We start from the raw sequence: 21,617 nt of genomic DNA, 5'->3' as shown, positions 1-21,617 counted from the left end.
ATTACGGCTATATTTAGCCGTTTTTTAAGGCTAGATTTAGCCCTCATTTAAGGCCTGTTTTATCCCTGGTTTGTGGCTAGATATAGCCGTAAATCAAGGCTATCGAATCAGGGTGAAACCTTGTTTTTGATTCACCTTACCCCTCAGGTTTTATCATGGGTAACTCCGCTGACGAAATTACCTAACCCAAATGCAGGTCAGATTTTCACCGGTTAGACCAAATTTTTTTGAGCGGATAAATCTGCTTACCCCTCTTCTTTTTGTCGATATTTTGACCGTTACGAGGACGGGGCTTGATGGGATTGATTCGAGCGCAAATCGGAAAAGCACCTCGTTTCGAGGACGAAAAACCTTGAGTTGAAGTGATGTTTTAGTGCTTAGTGTGCCTGGTAATTGGAAGACGTTACGACTTTAGAACTCTGATGCCTTTCTTTTCGCCATAAGAGTGCTAATCAAGGGAAATGCCACAAGAGAACTCTGATGCCATATTATATACGGGGTTGGTACAAAGGCGGTGTTTGGGCCTCTTCAAGCCCCTAAAGTGCGGCTTTGTTCAAAAAGGTATTTTCATGTAGTCACTCGACAACTCTGATGCCTTTTCTTTTCGCCATGAGAGTGCAAAAGAAGAGAAACAGTCCATGAGATCACTAAGGCGGCGTAATAATATTACTGCTTTTTTTGGTGAAACTGAGTTTTTGAACCGATTTTGGGTATTTTTGCTTTAGCCGGAAGAGATCTCATGTGGGGTAATAATAGGGGTTCCGTTTTTTTGACCTTTTTGAATTTTTAACGTGAGGGTAACTCGATGGATGTGGAAAGCTACATCAAGCATCTGGAGGAAAGCGTCAAAGCCCTGGACAGATCGGCGGATGTTTTGACTGCCGAAGCAACAACGCTGAGAGAAGATTTTTGGAAGCTGGCAACCGCTGGTGGTGAAAAAGCGCATTACTCATTCAACGTTGTTAAGCAGGGTCCATCTGTTCGGATCCGCTGGGCGAGGATGACTCCATTGCGAAAGGCAGGTGGAGAAGTTGCAAGGGTGGTTCCGAAGTATTTGAAGGTGAACAAAGGGGAGAGCTATCCGGCGAAAGTTTTCACGGATGCAACGCCCCGTGAATTGACCCTCATTGTGACCTACGAACCGCAGCTTAGTTTGATCCGTTCTGAGATGAAAAAGAACCGAGCGATTAGGCAGCTGTTATCTCGACGGATAACGGAAAGCAGGAAGCAGCTTTAGCGTGGGGCTTTGGCTGCGTAAACAAAACAACCGGTATGGTTAAAATTAACTTTTGAGGAATGTTGAGAATGTCTCACGAAACCGTTAACAAGAACGCAACAATTGCAATTGGTGAAGTCTGCGCAAACTTCGCCCGCAATCTGGGTACTAAACACGAAGAGTTGCTTTGGGGGATTAAGGCGACTCGTGAAATTTTGGACGGCACTCTCGAAACGGTAGCGGCAATGGCGGATCACAAAAAAGTCGCGGCCGTGAAGGTGCTGGCTAAGGCCGATAGTGATCTGTCGTCACTGGAAGTCTTTGCGAAGGGTTTGCAGCGCAACACTCTGGTCTATATCCCTCATGCTGATGAGTGGGATCAGGATGTCCTATTGAAAGTGATGGCGCTGTTCGGGGCGCGTGAATCGAAATGCATGCTGGGCTTCACAGAGCCTTCACGTTTGTGCTTCGGGATCTACATGTTCCTGGTCAGTTATCAGGTTGATGCTGAGTACAAAGTCTCGCGCTGGTCTCTTAACATGAGCGCACCAATCTATGAGCTTGCCGCTCTAAGCTGATTTAACGCATCGCCATAGCACATCTTAAACCGGGCACCGTCCCGGTTTTTTTGCACCCAAACTTAGCCACATCTCCCTCTGTTCAGTGAGCCTTCAGGCGATCAGTTAGTGAGCCTTTAGGCGACCCTCGGGCTTTCATCGGGCACAACGGTATCAGGAATGAATTCGGGATGACCGGGTTTGTTTTTTTGCGGTGACTGTTTGCGATCGGGAAAGGTGGGTATGTAAACGAAACGAATAGGCGCGATTTTATTTTTGTTTTGTTCTCGATGTGGAATTGAAGCGGGTAAACAAAGTGAGAATGCGATACGGATATGTTGCTTTGTTTTATCTCCGAGATTGAGGGCAATGATATGGGTGGGAATATTGACGATGTAGAGCAAGAACACTTCGCGGGTCGCGGATGGTGGGTTCAGTATGAAGATTAGATTAGCAGGATGCCTCGAAAGACTTTCCTCCGGGGGTTGTTGAGGGGTGTGAGTGCTTTTTGGATTTTTGGAGTGGATTTCCTCCGGGGGTGTTTGGATTTTGAGGTTTTTTCCTCTGGGGGTGTTGGTGGTTTTCGGCGTCTTTTTCTCTGGGGGTGTTTACGGATTTGGTTTTGAGACCGTCCCAAAAACGGGCGCAAAACGAGGTGGAAAACCTTTGTCTGAATATTACCCCTGCCATATTCTGCGTATTGCTTTACCTGATGCAATCTTGCGTTACCAATTTATCGGTGTTTGCGGGAGGTTGGTAATTCAAGGTGGGTCGAGCTAATGCATCTACGTTACTGTGGGTTGCCTTTCATGCCGTTGGTCTATCAGATCTCACGTAGCGCTGCCTGGGTGAGGCGGAAAGAGACAGGTGGGTAATCTGCTGAGGTTGGATAAAACGTCATCCAATGTTTTGTTGTGGATTTATCGCGTGGGTGGTTTGACATCAAGACTATCGTTTTTGTTATCCGTGGGGGATGGCTTAGGCGTATTGCGATCGGGACGGCTGATCATGAATCCAAATTCCAAAAAAGAGGGGGTAAGTGTGAGTAACGAAACGATGAGGGCACCGAGCGAGCCAGGCATGTTTGGCAGTTCTATCCCAGCACCGGGATCGCTTTACTGGTTTAACGTCTCATTGCTGTTTTTGGTTGTAGCGGGTATGAATGCGCTGGCGGATGGAGCATTTCCGAGCCTGTTTATCTGTTTCGTTTTGTTTGGTTGTGCCACCTATGGTTGGCTCCATCCATTGACGAACGGAGAGCAGCGTTTGGTATCTGTACCTGGCTTTTTGTTTTATGCCGGTTGTATGTGGTTGGTCATGAACATTCAGCAGCATGTGTTGCATGAGCCGATCGGTTTTACTGGAGCGATATGCGTGGTGCTGAGTTCGCTCGTCGGGTTTTACCTGGGCCGTTATACCCGGATCGGTCGTTTTTCGCTGACACCACCGGCTGCTGAATAACGCGAGCGCTATGCTGGAAATGAAACCGCCTTCGATTGGGCGGTTTTTTTTTATTTTGATAACCGTGAACTGGAAAAGAACTTGTTGTTATCCAGTGAGGGGTTGGCCGAGAGCATCGCTGGCAAGTTGTGTCACGACTTTGTCGGGGAAGTGCTGGTGGTAGGATTGTCCTCAGACAAGAACGCGACATAGGAGAAGTGCATGGAAACTGTGGGTAAGGTCAAGACAGCAAACGGTTATACGAACGTATCGATTGAAGCATCATTCAGCCGGGTAGTTCATGGAGAGTCGGTTGAGTTTCTGGTAACCCGGTCTATGGCAGATCAGCACTTAGTGGTTACTCATAAGGCCTCGGGCCGGATGGTTTGCCCGATCGATTTCCTGGCAACGGCGTTGGAGGGGGCGGAGTCTGCGGGTCGAAAGGCGCTGGATACATTCCTCTTCAGTGTAGGGGAGCGGCGGTTTATTGACGCAGTGGGTCGAGCTGTCGCTTAGTGTCGTGAGTTGTTAATAGGATCGGAAGAGGATCGAGATCCCCTCTCATAATCGTCCAGAGCGCCACAGGGCGATTTTTGCACTTAAATCGGCATACGTTTGCAGTGAGGTCATTAAAACGTCTCTGAGGCCGTTTTAGGCGTTTTTGGAGGCTCTTGGTTTTGATTGGATCTGAAGGTGGTTAAATGCCTGGGTGTATTTATGCAGTAAAGAGCGGTAAGCGGTTAGCGGCCACCAGCGATAATGGCACTATGTTGGAGCGATTGGAGTCTGCGGGAATAGCGGTTGAGTATCAGTGCCGTGAAGGTTACTGCGGTTCTTGCCGGGTTCGGCTGCTTGATGGTGAAGTTGAATATCTTGCGCGGCCTTTGGCTTTTGTTAATCCCGGCGAGGTGTTACCTTGTTGTTGTCGCCCCAAAGGCAATGTAAAGCTGGATGTCTGATCGGTTTCGTTTTATGCTCAGTGTCGATTCGACGCCTTACATTGCTCGTTATCCATACCTGGTATGATTAAGACGTCCTCCCTAGTCATCCAGTCTATCCATACCTGATATGATTAAGCGCCACCAGCAACGGTGGCGTTTTTGTATCCGGTATCCCGACCGTGAATTTGGCTTCGTTTCTCCCCCCAGAAAAAAGGCACTTTCCTCCCCTGTTTGCTATTCGTCACCCAAAAACCCCATGTTAGCTTGGTTTCAATATTAACAACCGGAGCCACAATAATGGCACTTTACGATCCAGCTCAAAAAGTTCTCCTTCCATTTTGGGATGAACGTTTCGCCTCAATCAGTCCAATCATGCGCCCCTTCGTTCTGTTGGCTATCGCTGTGCTGGTGGTGAAAATGGCGGTGTGGATTAACGATGGTAGTTCTCCTATGCCTATGACCTCATTCCCGGCAATTTCCTTTTCCGTGGTCGGCAGTAGTTTATTGGTGTATGCACGCTCTGCCATCCGCTCCCAGCGACGTGCTCGCTACCATGTTTATCTTGGTGCCTTGCCAGAGGAGCTAATCACATTGCAGGTTTGCGATATGGATCCTGATTCCCAAAACGAAATAGCGGCCTGGCAAAAAAACAGAAGGCTCCCAATCATGAATAAGTGGGGGCGGTACGTGTGCGCCTTCCGTGAAGATTGGCGTGTTTGGTTTTTGCTGGTGGCTATTTTTTCCGCTGCACTCATCGGGTCTCAATTACCTTGGGTGGGTTCACTGTTCGGTTGCTTCGTGCTGATCACCCCACCAGCCATTTCAGTCGCGGTGATGAAGTCAAAGCGTGGGTTGTCCTTCGTGTTGGCTCCGGCGCTCTGCTTGGTGACCGAGTCGTTACTTGCTTATCTGGTAACGCCATATGGTTGGTTTGGAAGTTTGCAGGTCGGGATTATCTCGCTACCGTTCAGTGGGATCGTGTATCTGTTCTGGGATGACCTCTGAGGGAATTGAAATGCAAGTAACGCAACAGCAAGCTGAACTTATGCAGCACGCCTTGGGTATCCATGAGAACAACCGAACCAGCAACCGAAACTACTTTCTCGCCAGTGGTCGCGATGAGGAATGTTGGGATCTGCTGGTGGGTGCGGGCTTTGCCACCAGCCAACCAGCTCCTTCCTGGGTGGGTGGCGGTACGGTGTTCACTGTTACCGAGGCCGGTAAAGCAGTCGCCTTGGCGATGTTGCCACCTCCCCCGAAGGTTAAACGCAACAATAACTACTTGCGGTATTTGGATGGGGATTATTGCGATAGCTTCGGCGAATTCCTGATCGGTAATCGTTTACCGGAAATTGAGACCCGCACCGAGGGTGGTAAAACTGAGTACCGGATGTACCGGGAAACTCGTTGTGATTACTACCTGAGCCTTACCCGTGACGTGGAAGGTGAGTGGTGCTCTACCCGTAAAGCAGCCAAGGCCAGTTACAAGCTGGCGTTAAAATCAGCGCGCGACAAGCGCAAACAAAATCGGAGAGAAGATGACACAGCAGCAATACACTAAAGAGCAACTCAAGGCTCTTCAGGCCGACACGTCGGGTAATCTGACTGTATTGGAGCGATCGCTGGTGGCGCAGCTTTTGGCAACCATGCACATACCGGAAAAGCAAGGCTCCGTCCCGGACTGGATACTGACTCACAGCGGGAAACGCTTTTCCTTCCAAGATATCGACCCTAAAGCGATCGACATCGAAGATATTGCAACGGCGCTGTCCAATATTTGCCGATTCACTGGTCATTTGGATCAGCATTACAGCGTGGCGCAACACTGCGTACTGGTCAGTCATTTAGTTGAGCCGCATCTTGCGTTCGAAGCGTTAATGCACGATGCGAGTGAAGCGTATTGCGGTGACGTGAGCAGCCCACTTAAAGCCCGGTTACCTGATTACCGGGAAATTGAAAGCCGCGTCGATCGCGCTATCCGTGAGAAATACGGTTTGCCGCTGGTGGAGTCCCCAGATGTGAAAGTGGCCGATCTGCGGATGCTCGCCAGTGAGATGGGAATGTTTGGTCGTCATAGCGCCCAGGCATTGCCAGACCCCGACAAGTATCCACCAGCGGACATTATGGGTTTGCGTCTTCTCCCGGCGAAGGAGGCTCGCCTTGCATTCCTTCAGCGATTTGAATTGCTGTATCGGGGCTAAAAAACAAGGAGCCGAATTATTTCTCTACGCTATAATTCGGCTCACAATATCAAAAATGGAAATACTCGTGATGAGAGCACTCTCTTTAGCACTGTTATTTTGCTTTACACTACCAGCCTTGGCGCAATCCCCTTCACCCACTCTCGCAAGTGAGAAGCCCAAGCTACGACTTAACGAACAAAACGAGCAAATCGCCCGTAAAACTGTATTCGATTTTTTGGCAACCAAGATGATTTTGGTTTCGGAAGGAACGGTATCAGGTGATGCGGTAACCTATGAAGCTATGGTGGGTGATCAGCGTTGCACGGTTGTTCTTGAGTTAAACAAAACACCTATTGAACTTTGGCGTGTAAAAGACCTCAACTGTAAAAATTAACTGCCCCTGCGATGTATAACGGAACCTCTCAATCATGATGAGGTTTGCCGTTACCCTGTCCAAAAATCCTCTACATAGCATTGGCCCCAAATTTTGTCGCCCTTTTGGCTTCGTCAGCTGTTGAGGTCATGGTTAACTATTCATACAAAAATAATTAACACATGGAGTAACAATGCTAAATCTCATTGCCCGCCTGGCGGAAAGTGGTCATCAAGTCTGGTTTGGTGAAAGTGACGCTGTGACGGTAACGCGTGTGAATGGTGATTCACGCGATGTGGTCGAGAGTATCGTCGCCACCGATCCGGCTGCTGTCCTGAATCTGCTATCCCGGTATGGGGCCAACGTTAAGGCCGCAGATGACAAACTGATAATCTGGCGTGACGAGAACGGCGATGACTGGGCTTGCGATCGCGGCAATCTCTATCGCGGTATTCGTGACAACTATGGCGTTTGTTGGGAAGTGAAGCTGATTCATGGCATCACTATCCATTCCCCATTCGATGCCGTGTTCTGGTTCGCTTTACCGTGGTCAGCACGCATTGATATTAACGTCCATTTCTCAGTTGGTGAGCCGCTGGTGGTTTCTGCCCCGGCATACATCACGCTGAATGGTCAACTGGACAAAGATCAGGTTATGGCCTGGGTGAAACTCTCCGGCATGCAAAATGCCACCAGCATTTCCGAACGGTAATACGACTTCTTAACTGCGGGGGGGATCTCCCCCCCCCATTCTGTTCCGCCCTCCCCTCTCAAAAAAATATCTTTTTTTCTTTGATTCGCTTCGTCAGCGGTTAACCGTGGGTGATACTGTTTTCAAGAGCAGTAAACAAAACGAATAATATTAATCGAGGTCAATGCCATGAGCACCACTAATCAAATCACAAAACGTCCGAATCAGGCTCCGGCCCAATTCATGCGTATCGCAAACGAATCTGACCTGTTCAAGAAGGGTCGCACGCTGTGGTATCACTACAGCAGCAGCTTCGGGTATGAGCGTGAGCTGGTTCGCACCAATACCCTGCGCCTGGCACAAGGGTGCGGTCTGCCGGTCTTGTTCGTTGAGCGTGCTATCAACCACTATCTGACCCACTGATCCACCAGCGAAAGGATAAAGTCATGAACGCTATCAACGGGACGTATTGGGTCAAGAACGGCCACACCTTTGGTTATACCTTCCCTGAGCAACCAAACATCTTGGGTGTTCTGGCAAGCAAGCCGCAATTGGGTGCCTGCCTGTCGATGGAGCCGCAGCTGATCTCCCCATCGGATGACATGCGCAAAGCGACTGTGCAGGATTTCGACTTCTTCCGCGTTGTCGTCCCTTCGGACTTCAAGCCCGAATAACTGACCCGCACCGATTAAGGTGCCATTACTTGGATATGTCGCAATGAGCGAGAACGAACTGAAGCAACTGATCGCAATGCTGCTTGAAGATGCAAAGCGTATTCAGCAAATCGAACCCAATGCCGGAACTGACGCGCGTATTAACGCGGCCAAGAAAGCACTTGCCTCTGGTGTCTTTGATGCGCTGTTAATGCTGGTGGCATCCACCTACCGCTTGGCAATTGCCGAGGCCGGTTACGAGTATACTGTTGGTGCTGATGGTTCTCTGCTCGTCAGGGTTCCTGTCCAATGCAGTAACGGTGCCTTCAAATGGGTGGAGCACAACATCGTTAAGCTGAGCAGTAACGATGAGGCGTCTAAATTTCTTCTTGAGCGGAGTTAGGGGGTGGGCATGTTTCCTCAGGGCGTAGAAGTGCGCGCGCATCTTTATACCCAGGCGGGTGGAAAGCGTATGGTGCAATACAGCACCCCAGGCACCAATGGCTGGCTGATCACTAATGGTGAAGTGGCTGAGTTGCAGGATATTCAAGCGCGGCATAATGCGCTGCTGAGTCATGCTCGCGAAAGCGGGGTGTTGGTGACCTCTCTCGGTTAATCGTTATCTCTCAGGCATCTCTTATCCTGCCCTGCCCGAATTCTGTCGAGCGGGGCTTTGTTGCTGGTGGTTATGATTTTGAGAGCGGTAGTCAGGATTTCAAAATAACTGGCATTATCCCCCTGTATTCGCTTCGTCGGCGGTCGGCCTCGTGTGAGAATTTACTCAGTAAACAAAACAAATAACACGAGGAAATGCGATGCACACTTTATCCGACCTGCTCCGTCTTGCTGGCGTTACCACCCACAAAAAGACCCTTCTGTCTATCCGTGAGCATACCGTTAACTGGGGTCGCAGCGGTCGCGCTGTACGTCACTATCCTCGTTACTGCGTTTGGTTCGACACGGAAGACCACAATGACCGTATCGTGCTTACCTTCGAAGCCATCCTGAACCTGAAGCGCACCGCGCCGGAGAAGTTGGCGGACATCAGCATTCAAATCAGCCATTACAGTGACTGGGATCCTGTGAAGCGCAGATTGAATGTGACCCACCCCGAGCGCTACCTCAAGGTCGATGGCATGGCTGAAGGTGCTGCCGAGAAGACTAAGGCTCTGTGGCAAGAAATCGTTGCCCTGACTGAAGGTATGGAGCGTGATGACAAATTGAGTTCGTATGAGATCACGTTTCTTGCTGCATAACTGACTGGCCGCTCCGGCGGTCTTTACCCTTCCCTATACCAATAACGAGGAAATAATGGGATCTGAGATAATCATCACCTCTGACGAGGAACAGGCTGTTTTCGATTCGCTACTGGCGAGCGCACTTACTGGCGTGGCATCTACGCTTTGGGACAGAAACCGTCCCAGCGGAGCGACCCAAGGTGATGTGGCACACGTTGCTTTTTCCCTTGCTGAAGAAGCTTTTAAAATCCGGCAGAAGCGTTGCCGTCGAGACTAACTCTTTCGCCTCCGGAAACGGGGGCTGATTTTCCTACCCTGAGGATGCAAGATGAATTTCGGTACTCGTGAATACCTGATTAATTTTCTGATGAGCAATTTCAAAGAAGGCCAGATGATTGCCATCGATACACTGACGCTTGAAAACGTCTCGGATATTGCTTCTGACCTTTCCCTGGAACGCGCCCTTACTCCGACTGAGCAGGTGCAGGTGCTGTCTGCGGTAGTCGAAGGCTATGACGTGAATACTGGTGCTGGCTTTGACCATATTCGCAAAGCGATCGCAACTCTGGGTATTGCCCAGCAGGCCGGTGACAAATGAAAAAGGGGCTGCGCAAGTTTTACTGCACACTGCCCAATGGCAAAGTGCAAGAAGCTGAACTGACGTGGAAGGCAACCCATGCTGTTGCCTGCCGAACTGAAGAGCGCGACTGGTTTGCGCATTCGTGGTGCTCTGCTAAATCTGCGGCTCTGCGCTGCGTCGAGTTAACGCAAAGGGAACAGGGCGCTGAGGTTGAGATCTTGGTCGTTAAAGAGGTTCCACCAGCAGCGTAGCGAATTAAACAAGTCGCGTGAGGGAAAGCAATGCTGATACTTACAACCGATCTCATCCCCAATATCTATGTCATAGAAAAAATTCATGGGATGGTGCAAGTCATCGCTAATTTTGAAGCCAATAGGCGGGGAGTGATACCGTCAAGGCAAGCCCGTATCGCATTGGATGATTTAAGCTCGGCTGCATCCGAGGCGTCAAATGGCGAAGCGAATGCCGTGTACGGAGTCAAGGCAACACCACTACTTAATGGCGGTGTGCTGTATATCGGAACTGCGGTTACCCTCAAGTAACGAATCGGCAATAAATATGTTTTTTTTCGCCCTTTTGCCTTCGTCACCGGTCGGTGCTGGTGGATACTGGAAGTCCAACAACTGATAACACAAACGAGGATATACCATGTCTCTGAATCCAACTCTGGTCGCGATGTTCATCTTCAGCAGCTTCAACGAAACCCGCGTCCCTCTCATCGAGAAGGACGATACCGCGCAGGAACGTATCGACTTCAACGTTGCTGGTGGCGGTGAAATCGAATGTGCCGATTGGATCCGTGAACTGGCTATCGACATCGTTGAGGAATGCGATGAGACCTTCACCTGCAAAGAAGGGCCGGGCATCTGGTATTACGAAGTGGCTGAAGTTATCGGCGCTAAGATCGCGAACGATGCAAACGAGGGACTCGTTTACCAATGTGACATCGTTAAATTCGCGCTGGAGCAGACCACCAGCTGGGTCAACTCCTAACATCTTCCACCAGCCGCCTGCGGGCGGCTTCATTTCATCTACCGGGAACTTGGCAATGGTCATTAGCGAACTGAAGGTGGGCGATACCGTATGGTCTATCACTCGCCACAAACTGGGTAGCACCAATATCCCTACCGTTTCCGTTCACCCTGTCCAGATAGTCGAGGTCAATGAGACCAGTGTTGTAGCAAGCTGGAATCACAACAAGCCGAAGCTGTTTGGCTTGAACTCCATCAAGGGATGGAAAAAAGAGAAGCCCATTCTTATCAAAGGGCTGTTTGGTAGTCAGCGTCTCGCGACAAAGGCTGAAATTGCCCAGCTAAACAAGTAATAGATTCACCACACCACAATACGGGCTGAAAATTGGGGATTTTCAGCCTGAAAATTTTCTAAAATAATCTTTAAAAACAATTGACTAACCCCTATTTTTCTTGCGGGACAACTGCATAAAAATACATCCTCCCTTGCCTTGCTTTACGGTGCTCCCACTCTAATACGCCCTACTTTCCATACCCCCCTGAAATATGGGATTTTCAGCCTGAAAATTTACCAAAGAATCCCTTTAGAATGGGGCTTACAAGCCTATTTTCTCTGCGGGACAAATTTCTGAAAAACACTCCCCTTGTGCTTCGTCAGCTGTTAGGGCTGGTGGATACTATAGTCAATCAATAACAACCACACGGAATCAATCATGCAGATCTCAAAGACGACTCAAAACTTTGCCAAGCGTCGCGGATTGGAACTCACCACAGTAGACAACGATGGCACTGAGTTGCTGTGTGTCTGGGAAGCCGGTAACGACTGGGAGTGGATTTGTAGTTACCAGGCAGTGAATGATCAGCTGGTGTTCTTCGGGAACATCTACCTGCCTCAGAAATGCCTGAACGCCCTTCCGACTACCATCGTCGATGAAACTCAGTTGCGTGCGGTGATCACGTTGATTGCCGATGCCTTCAAAACCAAATCCTGACTCTGGAAAAGAAAATCATGAAGACGTGGACGCCGAACGAAAACATCACTCAGGTTATGCTCGCCTTTGGGCCGCAGGACATTGAAAAATTCCTTCCAAAGTGGGATCTCATTCCTGACGAATTCAAACAGGGAAAAAATCCCTGGGTCGCTTTCATTGAGCGTTGGTTTTACCACGGGCTTGAATGCCCACCAGCAGCCAAGGAAGGTGTCGAACTGAAATGGGCGCTGGCGCATATCGTGGTTATCCTGAAAAGCTTCGACCCGAGACACGAACGAAAGATTGCCGGGTGCGCCTATCTTGCCTCTCTCTGGTTTGAGAGTTGAACGAACTGAACCGCCTGCGTGGCGGTTTATTTTTGGATGTCACTTTGTCAGCGCTGGTGGTGCGGTAAAATTAAATCAGTAAATAATAAATCTATGGGATACCACGATGAGCAGCGAAACCAAATTGACCGCCGAGGAAAAAACGGCAAAAGCATACAGCAACTTCCTGGAATCGAAGGGGCTGAAGCCGCGTGCCGGTCAGCAGGACATGATCCGCTTTTGCTCATCCATCATTACCAACATTCCTGAAGACAACGACAAGCCCGTCGTCGGTGTGGTTGAGGCTGGTACCGGCACGGGTAAAACGTTGGGCTACTGCTTGCCGCTGATCCCGCTGGCGATGGAGAAGGGCAAGACCCTCGTTCTGTCTACTGCGACCGTAGCGCTTCAAGAGCAGGTAGTCGTGAAAGACCTGCCGGAAATCCAAAGCCAAGGCGGGCTTAAGTTTTCCTACGCAATGGCGAAAGGTCGTGGCCGCTACTTCTGCCGTCTACGCTACGATGCGCACGTTGATGCTGAGCATAATGCCTATGGCTACGTTCGCGACGACATGACGAGCCTGGGTAACGAATTCGCCAGCGGTGAGTGGAACGGTGAGCGTGATACCTACCCACTGGAGCTGACTGACAAGTCTTGGAACAAAGTTAACGCGGTCGCCAGCCAGTGCCCAAAGATTAAATGCCCGCATTACAAAAACTGCCCTTTCTTTGCCGCACGCAGCCGACTGGAAGAAGTCGATGTGGTGATAGCTAACCACGATATCGTTTTGAGCGATCTGTCTTTGGGGGGGGGTATTATCCTGCCTCCACCAAATGAAACCATCTACGTTTTCGACGAAGGCCATCACTTGACCAGCAAAGCAATTGAGCACTTTGCCGCAAATGCCTCGTTAGATAATACGGCACGCTGGCTGGGTGAGGTCAGTGACATGGTCATGGACATGCAGACCCCTTACGGCGAGAAGATGAATGACCACGTTTACAAGCTGGTGGCGCTGGCATCGGATACAGCTACCGAGCTGATGTCAGTTCGCGGCACCCTTTTATCTTCCCTGAATTTCCGGAACGACCACGGCAATATTGATATGTATCGTTTCCCTGAAGGTGACGTTCCCAATGATGTGCGCGCTCTATTTAAAAATGGCCTGTACCTGGCAAAACAAATGCAGAGTTTTATTGAGAAAATGACAATCATCATTGATGAGGCGGGCGATAAAATTGTCGCTGAGGATAATGCCCGTCACAAAATGGCGATCGGTGATTTGAAGAACCGGGTAGAGAACTTGGTGGACGCGATGAGCCGATTTGCTGCCCCGAACAGAAAAGGGGAGTTAACCGTACCGGTGGCGCGCTGGGTTAACATCAAGCGTGACAACAAATCCGAAGTCATTATTCATAGCAGCCCAGTGCATGCGGGTGAGCACTTGAATAGAGAGCTGTGGAAAGAAGCTTACGGGGTGATCATCACTTCAGCGACACTGCGGACGATGGGCAACTTCAATGCCTACCTGAATGAAGCGGGTTTGAAAATGGACACGCCGACCTTGCTGGCGAAAAGTCCGTTCGACTACGAGAACAACGGTGTCTTGTTCGTGCCTCGGATGCGCAGTACACCGAAGAATGTCGAGGCGCATACCGATGAGCTGATCGCGTTGATGCCCAAGCTGATGTTGCGCCGTAAAGGGTGCCTGGTGCTCTTCTCATCTCGCAAGCAAATGACTGCGGTGTGTGAGGGAATGCCGGAGGGAGTCAAAGAGCACATCCTGATGCAGACCACGATGCCGAAATCAGAAATTGTTTCCCGCCACAAACTGCGTATCGATCGCGGTGAGCCGAGCATCATTTTCGGTATGGCCTCCTTCAGTGAGGGCGTTGACTTACCAGGGGACTACTGCGATAACGTGATTATTGCCAAGCTGCCTTTCAGCGTACCAAGCGACCCGGTTAGCCAGACAATGACCGAATGGATGGAGAAAGCAGGGCGTAACACCTTTGACGAAATTACCGTACCTCAGGCATGCATCAAACTTATCCAGGCAGTGGGGCGACTCATCCGAACTGAGACCGATACCGGCGCAGTGACGATACTGGACTCTCGCATCAAGAATACGCGTTACGGCCAGAACATTCTGGACTCGCTTCCGCCGTTTCGCCGGGTGATCAGATAGTGGTATCATGTCGGTAAACAAAACGAATAAATGGGTGTGACATGGAAAAATACGAAAGCGTCATCACAGTGGTATTTCAGTTCGTTGGCAAAGTGCCAGCGCCTTTTGCCACCAGCAATCTGTTTGTCGAAAATTTACTGAAGGGTGATACGCTGTGGAATGACCCTGGCACAGCAGGCAACCTGATGTTGCAGAAAATCCTTTCAGAGCAGGGCGCAGCTGATCCCGATGATGGAAAAATTCACACCCGTACTGCGGAACTGAAAACGCATGATGAGCGCATGGCCTTCCAAAAGCTGGTGGGCTTACCGCCTTACAGTGATTTGACCAATGCCGTGGGTATCCTGATCGGCGGCCTGGAGAAAGCCGGACGAATAATTAGCGTAAAGACCACGTCAGCTACCCCGCTACTGAACGGTGAAACCATTATCTCAACCCGTGATGCGCAGCGCCGTTTGTTCTTCATGAACCAGCACGGTATCTGCTTCACGGTAGATAGCCAGTTACTGATCGCCGTCGATAAACTGGAAGGCGCGCAGTTCTTCGCTACAGAAGAAGAGTTAGACGCTGCGGGCGTTGCGCGTTGGGGTGAGAATGGTACCGGTCGCTGGCGCGTGCTGGTGGCTCAAATCGGGGAAGAGATTTGCGGCCTCTTAGAATTCGGTGAAATGACGACCCTGGGTAAACGACCGGAAGGCAGGATTAACGAGCTCTCGTTGTAAGGCAAATCCCATCATGTTTAGAAAGCACCTTTTGGTGCTTTTTTTTGTTTTTACTATTCGTCAGCGGGCGGAGTGGGGTGATACTGATTGCAGGTAAACAAAACAACCAACATAAAGGGATCACCATGAAAACTCTTCTTTCTGCTCTGCGTGCTACTGATTTGGTTCAGCCTGATATCGCCGTCCCGACTTCAGGTAAAACCACTGGCTTCACCTATGACGCGTCCAAGGTCGGTTCGTTCAAGGGTGAAACCATCGCAATTTACCCTGCGTGGTCAAAACCTAAGTCGCACGGCGCAGCCGGTAACCCAACCGAGTTCTATGGCGGACAGCCATTGTATTCAACCAAATTGCTGGCCTATAAGGCACTGCGTAACGAAATCGAAAAGCGTTTCGCTGCCCAGCTTCAGGCAATTGACAAACAAGTCCTGGCACTGGAAGACCGTCCATAACCAATAGAGCAGGGGATAACCCCTGCTTTGGCAATCCACCAGCTGAGGAACGAACTATGCAAGAACAAGAACTGGTCACCAAAGCAGAACAACTGATCCAGCGCAAAGATGGGTCACAGGCAAAAATCGTTGCTACCGCGATGTTCGGCGCTGGCCTGCATATGTCTGTTGATGTCTTCGTGTTGCGCCGCGATAGCGCTGACCAGAATTGGCAGCTTTGCAACGATAGGCCGCATCCGGATTACAAAACGATGTCCCGTGAGGATTACGTTAAGTTCGGGCGCTCAGAAATGCTGCGCACGGTTACCGCTGGTGAGCTATTGAAAGTCACTGGGATGATCGGTCAGCCCCTTTCAAACTATCAGTAAACAGACAGCAGGGGAGGGGCAATGAAAAATTACGAGCTGGCGGTATACCTGGAGTTGCGTAAGGACGGTTTCGCCGCTATGGCTGCGCTGTTCTACGCCAGAAAAGCTAAGCGAGGGTATTGACGCTTCCTATGATATTCGCCAAAACGTCATGCCGATCTGGCGCTTCAAAATACCAAACAAAAAGCATCTTTCGAGGTGCTTTTTTTTACGTCAAATGCTTCGTCAGCCGTTGGGGGCAGGGGATACTGGTTGCAGGTAAACAAACCGACAACAGAGGTCACCATGAAAGTCATTATCTTCAGTCTGCCAAATTGCCAGCCTTGCCGTATGACCAAAGATCGCCTGGCTGCAAACGGTGTTGAGTTCGTAGAAGGCAGCATCGAAATTCATCGCGAGCTGTTCCGCAACATGGGCTTCAAGTCTGCGCCGGTCGTGCTGGTGGAGCCTGATGCCGGTGAAGCGGTGTCCTGGTCTGGCTATCGCCCCGACTGTATCAAAGCGCTGATCGACGGCAAACCTGAAGGTGATGCAATCTCTGGTTATACCCGGTTGCGCGCCATCATTGAAATGCGTGAGCCTGAATTGTTCTCGGCTCCAGGCGAAGCGCAGTAAGAAGGGGAAGGCTGTGAGCTACCAAACCGTCGCAATTCCACCAGCCTTAGGGCTGCAACCACCAAGCGGGGCTGACGTTGTCCTGTTGGCCGAGCTGGCTCAAGCGCTGCAAGCCGCAAACGTTGAAACGAAGGTGAAGCTGGAGCCTATCAATTGGACACCACCGTCTGGCCGCCCAGTGATGTACCGCCAGGACGCTATCGACGCGCTATTTAAAGCCGGGGTTCCTGTTGATGCGGGTGAAGTATTGTCAGCCACCAGCAATGCCGTGCAGCCGATCGACGATGCCGAGCTGGAAGCGCTGCTGGATATGCGTGACGACATGGGGGGCACCGAATCGTATTACAAGGTACTGGATGGCGCGCTGAGTGGCATTCTGGCTCGTCTGTATGCCGCTGAACGTAAGAACAATCACTGAGAGAAAAGCCATGACTGTTTACGAGCTTTTGTTTTCAAACGAGGGTGGGGCGTCGTTGTTTAGCATGATGCTGACCGTTTTCCTGATCGTGTGTTCGCTCGTCTTATGTATTCTGCCGCGTGGTAGTCAGGCGGATTCAATCGGCCTCGACATAATCACCGGGATTGTGTTGATCAGCACAGTGGCGAGCATTATTTGGATTAACTTCGCTGAATATTTCACTGGCTGAGCAAAGCCATAAAATTCATCGACCATCTTAAAGGAATGTCGAATGTCACCCGTTCTGATGAACAGTTATTTTTGCGGTGCCGGGCTGATGGATATCGGCCTGAAGAATGCCGGTATTCAGATCGCCCAGTCTTTCGAGCTGGACGAAGATGCCGTTAAGACCTATCGCCACAACCTGGGCGACCATATCAAGCACTGCGATATAACGCAGGAAATGGTGCTGGAGCAGGATAGTTGCCACGGCATGTCGTTTACCTATCCCTGCACGAAGTATTCCACGATCGGCGACATCCACGGTACGCGAACAGGGGATGAACTTTTCCTGCACGCGCTACGTCACCTGGCTATTGCCCGGCCTGAGTTCTACGTCATTGAGAACGTGCCGGGTATGCAGGCCTTTCCAGTCGTTATGGAAGCCATGACCAAGCTGGCGGGCTATTTCATTCAGGTATTCTGCCCCGTGAAATCTGAGCTGTGGGTACCGCAGCGTCGGCACCGCCTGATCATCATCGGCACACGACGCCCGTTTGATATCCGTCCGCCGGAAAATACGCGCCCAATCCCTCTCAGTGCGATTTTAGAGGATAACCCGGACGTTCGTATCCCTAAGTCGGTAGAGACGCGTCTACGTGGCGGGTATCGTGATATGCCTATCATTAGCGACCCGGCCAAGGGCGATATTGCACCGACCTGCGTTGCCCACTACGCAAAGGACAAATCGACACGATTGGTTGTCGATAAGCGTTTCCCTCTGGGTGCGCGTCCGTATTCGGTACGTGAATATGCACGTTTGCAGGGTGTGCCGGACTGGTTTGAATTCCCGGTGTGCGACACCTCTGCGTATAAGCAGATCGGGAACGGTGTAAGCACCTACGTCGGTGAATGGGTGGGCACTGAGATGATCCGCTACATGGCGCAGGTATGCGATAAGTTTTCCGTCACCCATTAATCCCTGGAGAAAGCAATGAAATTAACGGAAGAGCAGAAAGCTGACCGTCGAGAACTTGTCATGCTGGTTCAGTATGTCGCGTTGGCATACGCCCTGTGTGGTGCTGGTATATCCTGCCTTTTGGACGCGTTGGATTTCAATTCATTGTGGATGGGGGTCGCGATTGCACTGGTTTCTCATGTGCTGATTTTTTCCAGGCCTTCTTACAAAGTGAATTTCCCTGAAGCCATCTATTGGATTTCGCTGGTGGCGTGTGCCATTGGCGGGCCGATTGTGATCGGTTTAGGCCCCTTTGAACCACCTTTTAAAAACCCACTCATTATGGCCGCGCTGATTGTGTTCATTCTTACAGCGCTGTACCGTCGGCAGGAAAAAAAGGATATGCACCAATGACGCAATCAGCTAAAACCACCAGCGAGCAGATACTGGAAGCCGGACTGCGGATAATTCATACCTGCACCCACAGTGATCACCAGGGGTACTATGTGATAGGCAAAAACAGGCCAGTCTTATCTGATTGTGCAACGGTTAAAGCCTATGACGGCGGGGCGGTATCCGTTGAGTATTTCCGGCCTGGCAACATTCCAATCGTCATCGTTAACAATGACGATTGGCTCAAAATCATCACCCATCTGTTGAATGAGCCACCTACATCGTCGCTGAAACTGGTCCCTTCAGATCTGGTGGGTTATCTGGAGAAGCTTGCTGGGCAAGCGCTACCTCCTGAAGCCCGTGCCCGTGCTCTCGATCTGGCAGAAGGCATGTTCTTTAAATATGAAACGATCTCGTTTACAACGCTGTTCAGCGTTTGGGGGAGGGAGCCGCTACTGGCTGAGTTCATCGCGCCACTGAAGCAATATACATTGCCGGGGGAGCACGCCCGGCACTTCGGGGTTTGTTGAAAATGACTGGGGCGAAAGCCCCTTTCTATTTAATGCTTTGAATCTTTGTCGTAAGGAATGCCACGAGGTGAGGCAAAATTTCTTGATAGCTTGCCCAGTCAACTTGATTTCCATTAAGGTAAGAATCTCTAGCCGCTTTTATCACTTCTGTGTACTCATATGGTACTTGACCTAATATCCAATCTGCGGCCTCATCTTTTGAAATAAAATGCCCACTTTGCATCGTAAACCACATGCGTGCCATTGTTAATAAAACATTGCGCTCATCCCCATTCAATGAATCGGTTAGCTGTGGTAGGCAATCCAGAATTGCTTGTCGTATTTGTTCTTGGTCAACGGTTGGTAATGGAAAATTTAAATTGTTACAAGGCTTTGAGTAATGCTTAGCCTGGGCCAGCATCAACGTATATTCAGGGTTGCTATCCGCTGGATAAAAAATGTCTTCTTCAAAATCCTTTCTCAACCATTCCCCGTAAATAAATTCACATCTGGCAGGGTAGTTCAGATCCTTCAGATCAGAGCAAAGAAAAACCGCTACCTCCAAGGGGGGGCGACCTAAATCATCATGAGGGTATCGACCTGAAAGGGGCATGAGTTGAGAGATAAGAGTCCGCCTTTCATAATCGGTCATTGGCTCTTCGATGAGCACCAAAAAATCAATATCGCTAGTAGGTTTTCTGCCATTGAGAACTGACGACCCGTGCAAGTAGATTCCCTTTAAATTACCCTGAAAAAATGACTTCAAAATTCCGAGGGTGTGTTCGATTTGAAATGACTCATCCACGATAGTTATCCTTTGGTATTTGTTTTGTTAACCTATTTTCTCATTATAAGACAGTATCTTTGGATATGCGCTGAAAATAATTAGCCTGAGACATGACGATTTCGTTAGCAGTTAGGATTAAGGGATACTGGGTTTGTACATCACATGTTGTACCGAACCACAGGAAAAACGAAACAATGACTACTGAACTGAAACCGTCGCTCGCGACCGGTGCGCCATTGAACGCAGAAACCTGGGCTGATTTTGTGTCCCGCCTGAAATATCACTGTGTCGGCAAAGGTGTTGATGAGCACTGCACCGCAGACCCGTTATTTGTCGTTCAAAAGAAACGCCTGATCACCGGTCTGGATATGGACTACATCGAAGACTGGCTGGTGGCCGTGGATGACGCCAAATGGTTTAGCCCGCAGGAATACTGGGATGACCTGGATTCAGAAGAGCGGGAAGAGCTCAACCAAAAATGCCAGACCGAGTACCGGGCTGATTTTCTGGCTATCCGCGTCGATCAACAATGGGATGTGCTAGGCGAGTTACCGGATCATACCGTAACTGGCTACGTCTGGGAGTGGGAATACGTCAACGCACACTTCACCCGCGAAGCAGCGGACGCCTTCATTCAACGCAAAAAGCACGACTACACCAAGTTGGAAATCTTCGTCGATTCGCAGTATTGGGCGAAGGAGTTCAACACCATCCGCGACGCCATTTTGTCTGGCAAACTGGTATATCAGGAGAAGAAAGATGACAGCAATTGAGATCCAAGGCCTGCTGGACGGCAAGTGCATCCCGCGCGATATGCGGGTCAACGAAACGCTGGTCAATTATCTGGCGCGCAAACTGACTGAAGGCGAGCAGATGCGCGCAGAGAACATCCAGCTGGTGGAAGAGCTCAAGCGCGTGACCGACGGTTTGGAGTTCTTCTCCTACAGCACCGACGGCGGTTACGAAGAGCACGACAGCGCCGACAAAGCCCGGCAAGCCGCTGAAGAGCATATCGACTACTATCGGGGCGATGCCAGTGATGGCTGGTCTGATGAAACCGACCAGGTAGTCTGGGGTATCGTCGTGCAACGTGCCACCCAGACCGATCTGCGCGAAGTGGGGTCAGAGGACAGCGTCGGTAGCCATATCAAACAGATCTGTGACTACGCACTGATGCCTGCGCTGGAAAACAGCCCGACGAAAGGTTACGTCCCGGCGTGTGAAGTGGAACAGCTGATGGCTGAAGGCACAATGCTGAAAGACGCTCATGCTGCCATTCTTGAACATATCGACGTGACGGACAAAGGCGCGGCCGGTACTGCGGCCATGATCGCCAACGACGCTCTGCACAATACTGACTACCCGGCGATTGAACGCGGCCTGCGGAAAATCAAGAAGGATGCCACCGTCGCTGCCGCAAACCATGCCGGTGAAATGGCGCAGGAAATGACGCGTGAAAGCAGTCAGGAAGTGGTCAAAGCTGTTGGTCGTCGGCTCCTGGTGCTGGCGGAACGTGTAGGGAGCGGCCAATGAGCGACCTGAAGGCAAAGCTGCGCAAGTTATTGGACGGCGATGACATGGACTGCGTGCGCGACCGTACTGGCAAAAGCGACGACTACTGCGAAGGCTTTGTGGCCGGTATGAACGATGCGCTTAACCAGCTGGCTGACGGCGTTGCGCCTTTGCTGGCTGGGGCTGAAATCGCCGGGTTGGAGAGCTTTGTTGCTCGCATGTACCAGCGGGCTAATCAGCTGGTGGACGACAGCATGAGCACAGCGCTGATTAACCAGGCGCGCTCTGCGGCGGTATTGGCCGAGCAGGTGATCACCGAACTGAAAGCAGAAGGCTCGCAGCAATAATCAATTGGCA

The 21,617-nt window shown here is 50.5% G+C and carries 37 protein-coding genes; 35 read left to right on the top strand and 2 right to left on the bottom strand.

The window, feature by feature from the left end; translation table 11 throughout:
• Window positions 1-805: 805 nt before the first annotated feature.
• Window positions 806-1,237 carry a conjugative transfer protein MobI(A/C) gene (gene mobI, locus PR725_RS20460; protein WP_094962583.1) on the top strand — a complete coding sequence of 144 codons (432 nt, stop codon included), beginning with the start codon at window positions 806-808 and terminating at the stop codon, window positions 1,235-1,237.
• Between the two features lie 68 nt (window positions 1,238-1,305).
• Window positions 1,306-1,794, top strand: coding sequence for a hypothetical protein (locus PR725_RS20455; protein ID WP_272570320.1), 489 nt, complete (start codon window positions 1,306-1,308; stop codon window positions 1,792-1,794).
• Between the two features lie 116 nt (window positions 1,795-1,910).
• Here PR725_RS20455 and PR725_RS20450 read toward each other — a convergent pair whose 3' ends face one another.
• A complete protein-coding gene (locus PR725_RS20450) occupies window positions 1,911-2,177 on the bottom strand; it encodes a hypothetical protein (RefSeq protein ID WP_272570319.1) in 267 nt (88 codons plus the stop codon).
• A gap of 172 nt (window positions 2,178-2,349) precedes the next feature.
• Here PR725_RS20450 and PR725_RS20445 point away from each other — a divergent pair, with 172 nt between their 5' ends.
• The 30 genes from PR725_RS20445 (at window position 2,350) to PR725_RS20300 (ending at window position 18,982) form a co-directional block, all read left to right on the top strand.
• Window positions 2,350-2,553: a hypothetical protein gene (locus PR725_RS20445; protein ID WP_272570318.1), complete on the top strand. Its 204-nt coding sequence runs from the start codon at window positions 2,350-2,352 to the stop codon at window positions 2,551-2,553.
• Between the two features lie 87 nt (window positions 2,554-2,640).
• Window positions 2,641-3,234 (top strand): hypothetical protein, encoded by a 594-nt coding sequence (locus PR725_RS20440; protein WP_272570317.1) that lies wholly within the window; start codon window positions 2,641-2,643, stop codon window positions 3,232-3,234.
• 680 nt (window positions 3,235-3,914) lie between these two features.
• Window positions 3,915-4,172 carry a class I ribonucleotide reductase maintenance protein YfaE gene (gene yfaE, locus PR725_RS20435; protein ID WP_272570316.1) on the top strand — a complete coding sequence of 86 codons (258 nt, stop codon included), beginning with the start codon at window positions 3,915-3,917 and terminating at the stop codon, window positions 4,170-4,172.
• Between the two features lie 279 nt (window positions 4,173-4,451).
• Complete coding sequence (locus tag PR725_RS20430; RefSeq protein WP_272570315.1) at window positions 4,452-5,159, top strand: hypothetical protein; 708 nt, start codon at window positions 4,452-4,454, stop codon at window positions 5,157-5,159.
• A gap of 10 nt (window positions 5,160-5,169) precedes the next feature.
• Window positions 5,170-5,715: a hypothetical protein gene (locus tag PR725_RS20425; protein WP_272570314.1), complete on the top strand. Its 546-nt coding sequence runs from the start codon at window positions 5,170-5,172 to the stop codon at window positions 5,713-5,715.
• An 85-nt stretch (window positions 5,716-5,800) separates the two neighbouring features.
• Window positions 5,801-6,355: an HD family hydrolase gene (locus PR725_RS20420; protein ID WP_272570366.1), complete on the top strand. Its 555-nt coding sequence runs from the start codon at window positions 5,801-5,803 to the stop codon at window positions 6,353-6,355.
• A gap of 67 nt (window positions 6,356-6,422) precedes the next feature.
• A complete protein-coding gene (locus PR725_RS20415) occupies window positions 6,423-6,731 on the top strand; it encodes a hypothetical protein (RefSeq protein ID WP_272570313.1) in 309 nt (102 codons plus the stop codon).
• A gap of 172 nt (window positions 6,732-6,903) precedes the next feature.
• A complete protein-coding gene (locus PR725_RS20410) occupies window positions 6,904-7,422 on the top strand; it encodes a hypothetical protein (RefSeq protein WP_272570312.1) in 519 nt (172 codons plus the stop codon).
• 168 nt (window positions 7,423-7,590) lie between these two features.
• Window positions 7,591-7,824: a hypothetical protein gene (locus PR725_RS20405; protein WP_272570310.1), complete on the top strand. Its 234-nt coding sequence runs from the start codon at window positions 7,591-7,593 to the stop codon at window positions 7,822-7,824.
• A 23-nt stretch (window positions 7,825-7,847) separates the two neighbouring features.
• Entirely contained in the window at window positions 7,848-8,075 is a 228-nt protein-coding gene (locus PR725_RS20400) for a hypothetical protein (protein WP_272570308.1), read from the top strand.
• A gap of 43 nt (window positions 8,076-8,118) precedes the next feature.
• A complete protein-coding gene (locus tag PR725_RS20395) occupies window positions 8,119-8,457 on the top strand; it encodes a hypothetical protein (RefSeq protein ID WP_272570305.1) in 339 nt (112 codons plus the stop codon).
• Window positions 8,458-8,466: 9 nt separating this feature from the next.
• Complete coding sequence (locus PR725_RS20390; protein ID WP_272570303.1) at window positions 8,467-8,670, top strand: hypothetical protein; 204 nt, start codon at window positions 8,467-8,469, stop codon at window positions 8,668-8,670.
• Between the two features lie 199 nt (window positions 8,671-8,869).
• Window positions 8,870-9,310, top strand: coding sequence for a hypothetical protein (locus tag PR725_RS20385; RefSeq protein WP_272570301.1), 441 nt, complete (start codon window positions 8,870-8,872; stop codon window positions 9,308-9,310).
• A 310-nt stretch (window positions 9,311-9,620) separates the two neighbouring features.
• On the top strand, window positions 9,621-9,890 hold the full coding sequence (locus tag PR725_RS20380; protein WP_272570300.1) for a hypothetical protein: 270 nt from the start codon (window positions 9,621-9,623) through the stop codon (window positions 9,888-9,890).
• Entirely contained in the window at window positions 9,887-10,123 is a 237-nt protein-coding gene (locus PR725_RS20375; RefSeq protein ID WP_272570299.1) for a hypothetical protein, read from the top strand. Before PR725_RS20380 ends, PR725_RS20375 begins: the two co-directional genes overlap by 4 nt.
• A gap of 30 nt (window positions 10,124-10,153) precedes the next feature.
• Window positions 10,154-10,414, top strand: coding sequence for a hypothetical protein (locus PR725_RS20370; protein WP_272570298.1), 261 nt, complete (start codon window positions 10,154-10,156; stop codon window positions 10,412-10,414).
• Between the two features lie 106 nt (window positions 10,415-10,520).
• Window positions 10,521-10,865 (top strand): hypothetical protein, encoded by a 345-nt coding sequence (locus PR725_RS20365; RefSeq protein WP_272570297.1) that lies wholly within the window; start codon window positions 10,521-10,523, stop codon window positions 10,863-10,865.
• Between the two features lie 55 nt (window positions 10,866-10,920).
• Window positions 10,921-11,196 (top strand): hypothetical protein, encoded by a 276-nt coding sequence (locus tag PR725_RS20360; RefSeq protein WP_272570296.1) that lies wholly within the window; start codon window positions 10,921-10,923, stop codon window positions 11,194-11,196.
• 360 nt (window positions 11,197-11,556) lie between these two features.
• A complete protein-coding gene (locus tag PR725_RS20355) occupies window positions 11,557-11,835 on the top strand; it encodes a hypothetical protein (RefSeq protein ID WP_272570295.1) in 279 nt (92 codons plus the stop codon).
• Window positions 11,836-11,852: 17 nt separating this feature from the next.
• Window positions 11,853-12,161, top strand: a complete 309-nt coding sequence (locus PR725_RS20350) for a hypothetical protein (protein ID WP_272570294.1) — start codon at window positions 11,853-11,855, stop codon at window positions 12,159-12,161.
• A gap of 106 nt (window positions 12,162-12,267) precedes the next feature.
• Entirely contained in the window at window positions 12,268-14,328 is a 2,061-nt protein-coding gene (gene dinG / locus PR725_RS20345) for an ATP-dependent DNA helicase DinG (RefSeq protein WP_272570293.1), read from the top strand.
• 41 nt (window positions 14,329-14,369) lie between these two features.
• Window positions 14,370-15,050 (top strand): hypothetical protein, encoded by a 681-nt coding sequence (locus tag PR725_RS20340; protein WP_272570290.1) that lies wholly within the window; start codon window positions 14,370-14,372, stop codon window positions 15,048-15,050.
• Between the two features lie 125 nt (window positions 15,051-15,175).
• Window positions 15,176-15,502: a hypothetical protein gene (locus PR725_RS20335; protein ID WP_272570288.1), complete on the top strand. Its 327-nt coding sequence runs from the start codon at window positions 15,176-15,178 to the stop codon at window positions 15,500-15,502.
• 56 nt (window positions 15,503-15,558) lie between these two features.
• Window positions 15,559-15,870, top strand: coding sequence for a hypothetical protein (locus PR725_RS20330; protein ID WP_272570286.1), 312 nt, complete (start codon window positions 15,559-15,561; stop codon window positions 15,868-15,870).
• A gap of 285 nt (window positions 15,871-16,155) precedes the next feature.
• Window positions 16,156-16,485 (top strand): glutaredoxin domain-containing protein, encoded by a 330-nt coding sequence (locus PR725_RS20325; protein ID WP_272570284.1) that lies wholly within the window; start codon window positions 16,156-16,158, stop codon window positions 16,483-16,485.
• A gap of 13 nt (window positions 16,486-16,498) precedes the next feature.
• A complete protein-coding gene (locus tag PR725_RS20320) occupies window positions 16,499-16,903 on the top strand; it encodes a hypothetical protein (RefSeq protein WP_272570282.1) in 405 nt (134 codons plus the stop codon).
• Between the two features lie 10 nt (window positions 16,904-16,913).
• Window positions 16,914-17,132, top strand: a complete 219-nt coding sequence (locus PR725_RS20315; protein ID WP_272570280.1) for a hypothetical protein — start codon at window positions 16,914-16,916, stop codon at window positions 17,130-17,132.
• Between the two features lie 42 nt (window positions 17,133-17,174).
• Window positions 17,175-18,080: a DNA cytosine methyltransferase gene (locus tag PR725_RS20310; protein WP_272570278.1), complete on the top strand. Its 906-nt coding sequence runs from the start codon at window positions 17,175-17,177 to the stop codon at window positions 18,078-18,080.
• Between the two features lie 15 nt (window positions 18,081-18,095).
• On the top strand, window positions 18,096-18,473 hold the full coding sequence (locus PR725_RS20305; protein WP_272570276.1) for a hypothetical protein: 378 nt from the start codon (window positions 18,096-18,098) through the stop codon (window positions 18,471-18,473).
• Window positions 18,470-18,982, top strand: coding sequence for a hypothetical protein (locus tag PR725_RS20300; protein WP_272570274.1), 513 nt, complete (start codon window positions 18,470-18,472; stop codon window positions 18,980-18,982). Before PR725_RS20305 ends, PR725_RS20300 begins: the two co-directional genes overlap by 4 nt.
• Window positions 18,983-19,007: 25 nt before the next feature.
• On the opposite strand, the gene PR725_RS20295 is transcribed toward PR725_RS20300, so the two are convergent.
• A complete protein-coding gene (locus PR725_RS20295) occupies window positions 19,008-19,766 on the bottom strand; it encodes an aminoglycoside adenylyltransferase domain-containing protein (RefSeq protein WP_272570272.1) in 759 nt (252 codons plus the stop codon).
• Window positions 19,767-19,942: 176 nt separating this feature from the next.
• Here PR725_RS20295 and PR725_RS20290 point away from each other — a divergent pair, with 176 nt between their 5' ends.
• Genes PR725_RS20290 through PR725_RS20280 form a run of 3 tightly spaced genes read left to right on the top strand, consistent with a single transcriptional unit; the run spans window position 19,943 to window position 21,607 of the window.
• Window positions 19,943-20,521 carry a hypothetical protein gene (locus PR725_RS20290; protein ID WP_272570270.1) on the top strand — a complete coding sequence of 193 codons (579 nt, stop codon included), beginning with the start codon at window positions 19,943-19,945 and terminating at the stop codon, window positions 20,519-20,521.
• The gene (locus tag PR725_RS20285) at window positions 20,508-21,281 is read left to right on the top strand and encodes a hypothetical protein (RefSeq protein WP_272570268.1); all 774 of its coding nucleotides are present in this window, start codon (window positions 20,508-20,510) and stop codon (window positions 21,279-21,281) included. Before PR725_RS20290 ends, PR725_RS20285 begins: the two co-directional genes overlap by 14 nt.
• Window positions 21,278-21,607 (top strand): hypothetical protein, encoded by a 330-nt coding sequence (locus tag PR725_RS20280; RefSeq protein WP_272570266.1) that lies wholly within the window; start codon window positions 21,278-21,280, stop codon window positions 21,605-21,607. The genes PR725_RS20285 and PR725_RS20280 overlap by 4 nt, the downstream gene beginning before the upstream one ends.
• Window positions 21,608-21,617: the final 10 nt, after the last annotated feature.

Origin of the sequence: Providencia sp. PROV255 (genome assembly GCF_028478065.1) — a bacterium.
Lineage (GTDB): Bacteria > Pseudomonadota > Gammaproteobacteria > Enterobacterales > Enterobacteriaceae > Providencia > Providencia rettgeri.
The sequence above is the reverse complement of the archived record's forward strand: the minus strand, read 5'-3'. Positions and strand labels throughout refer to the sequence as shown.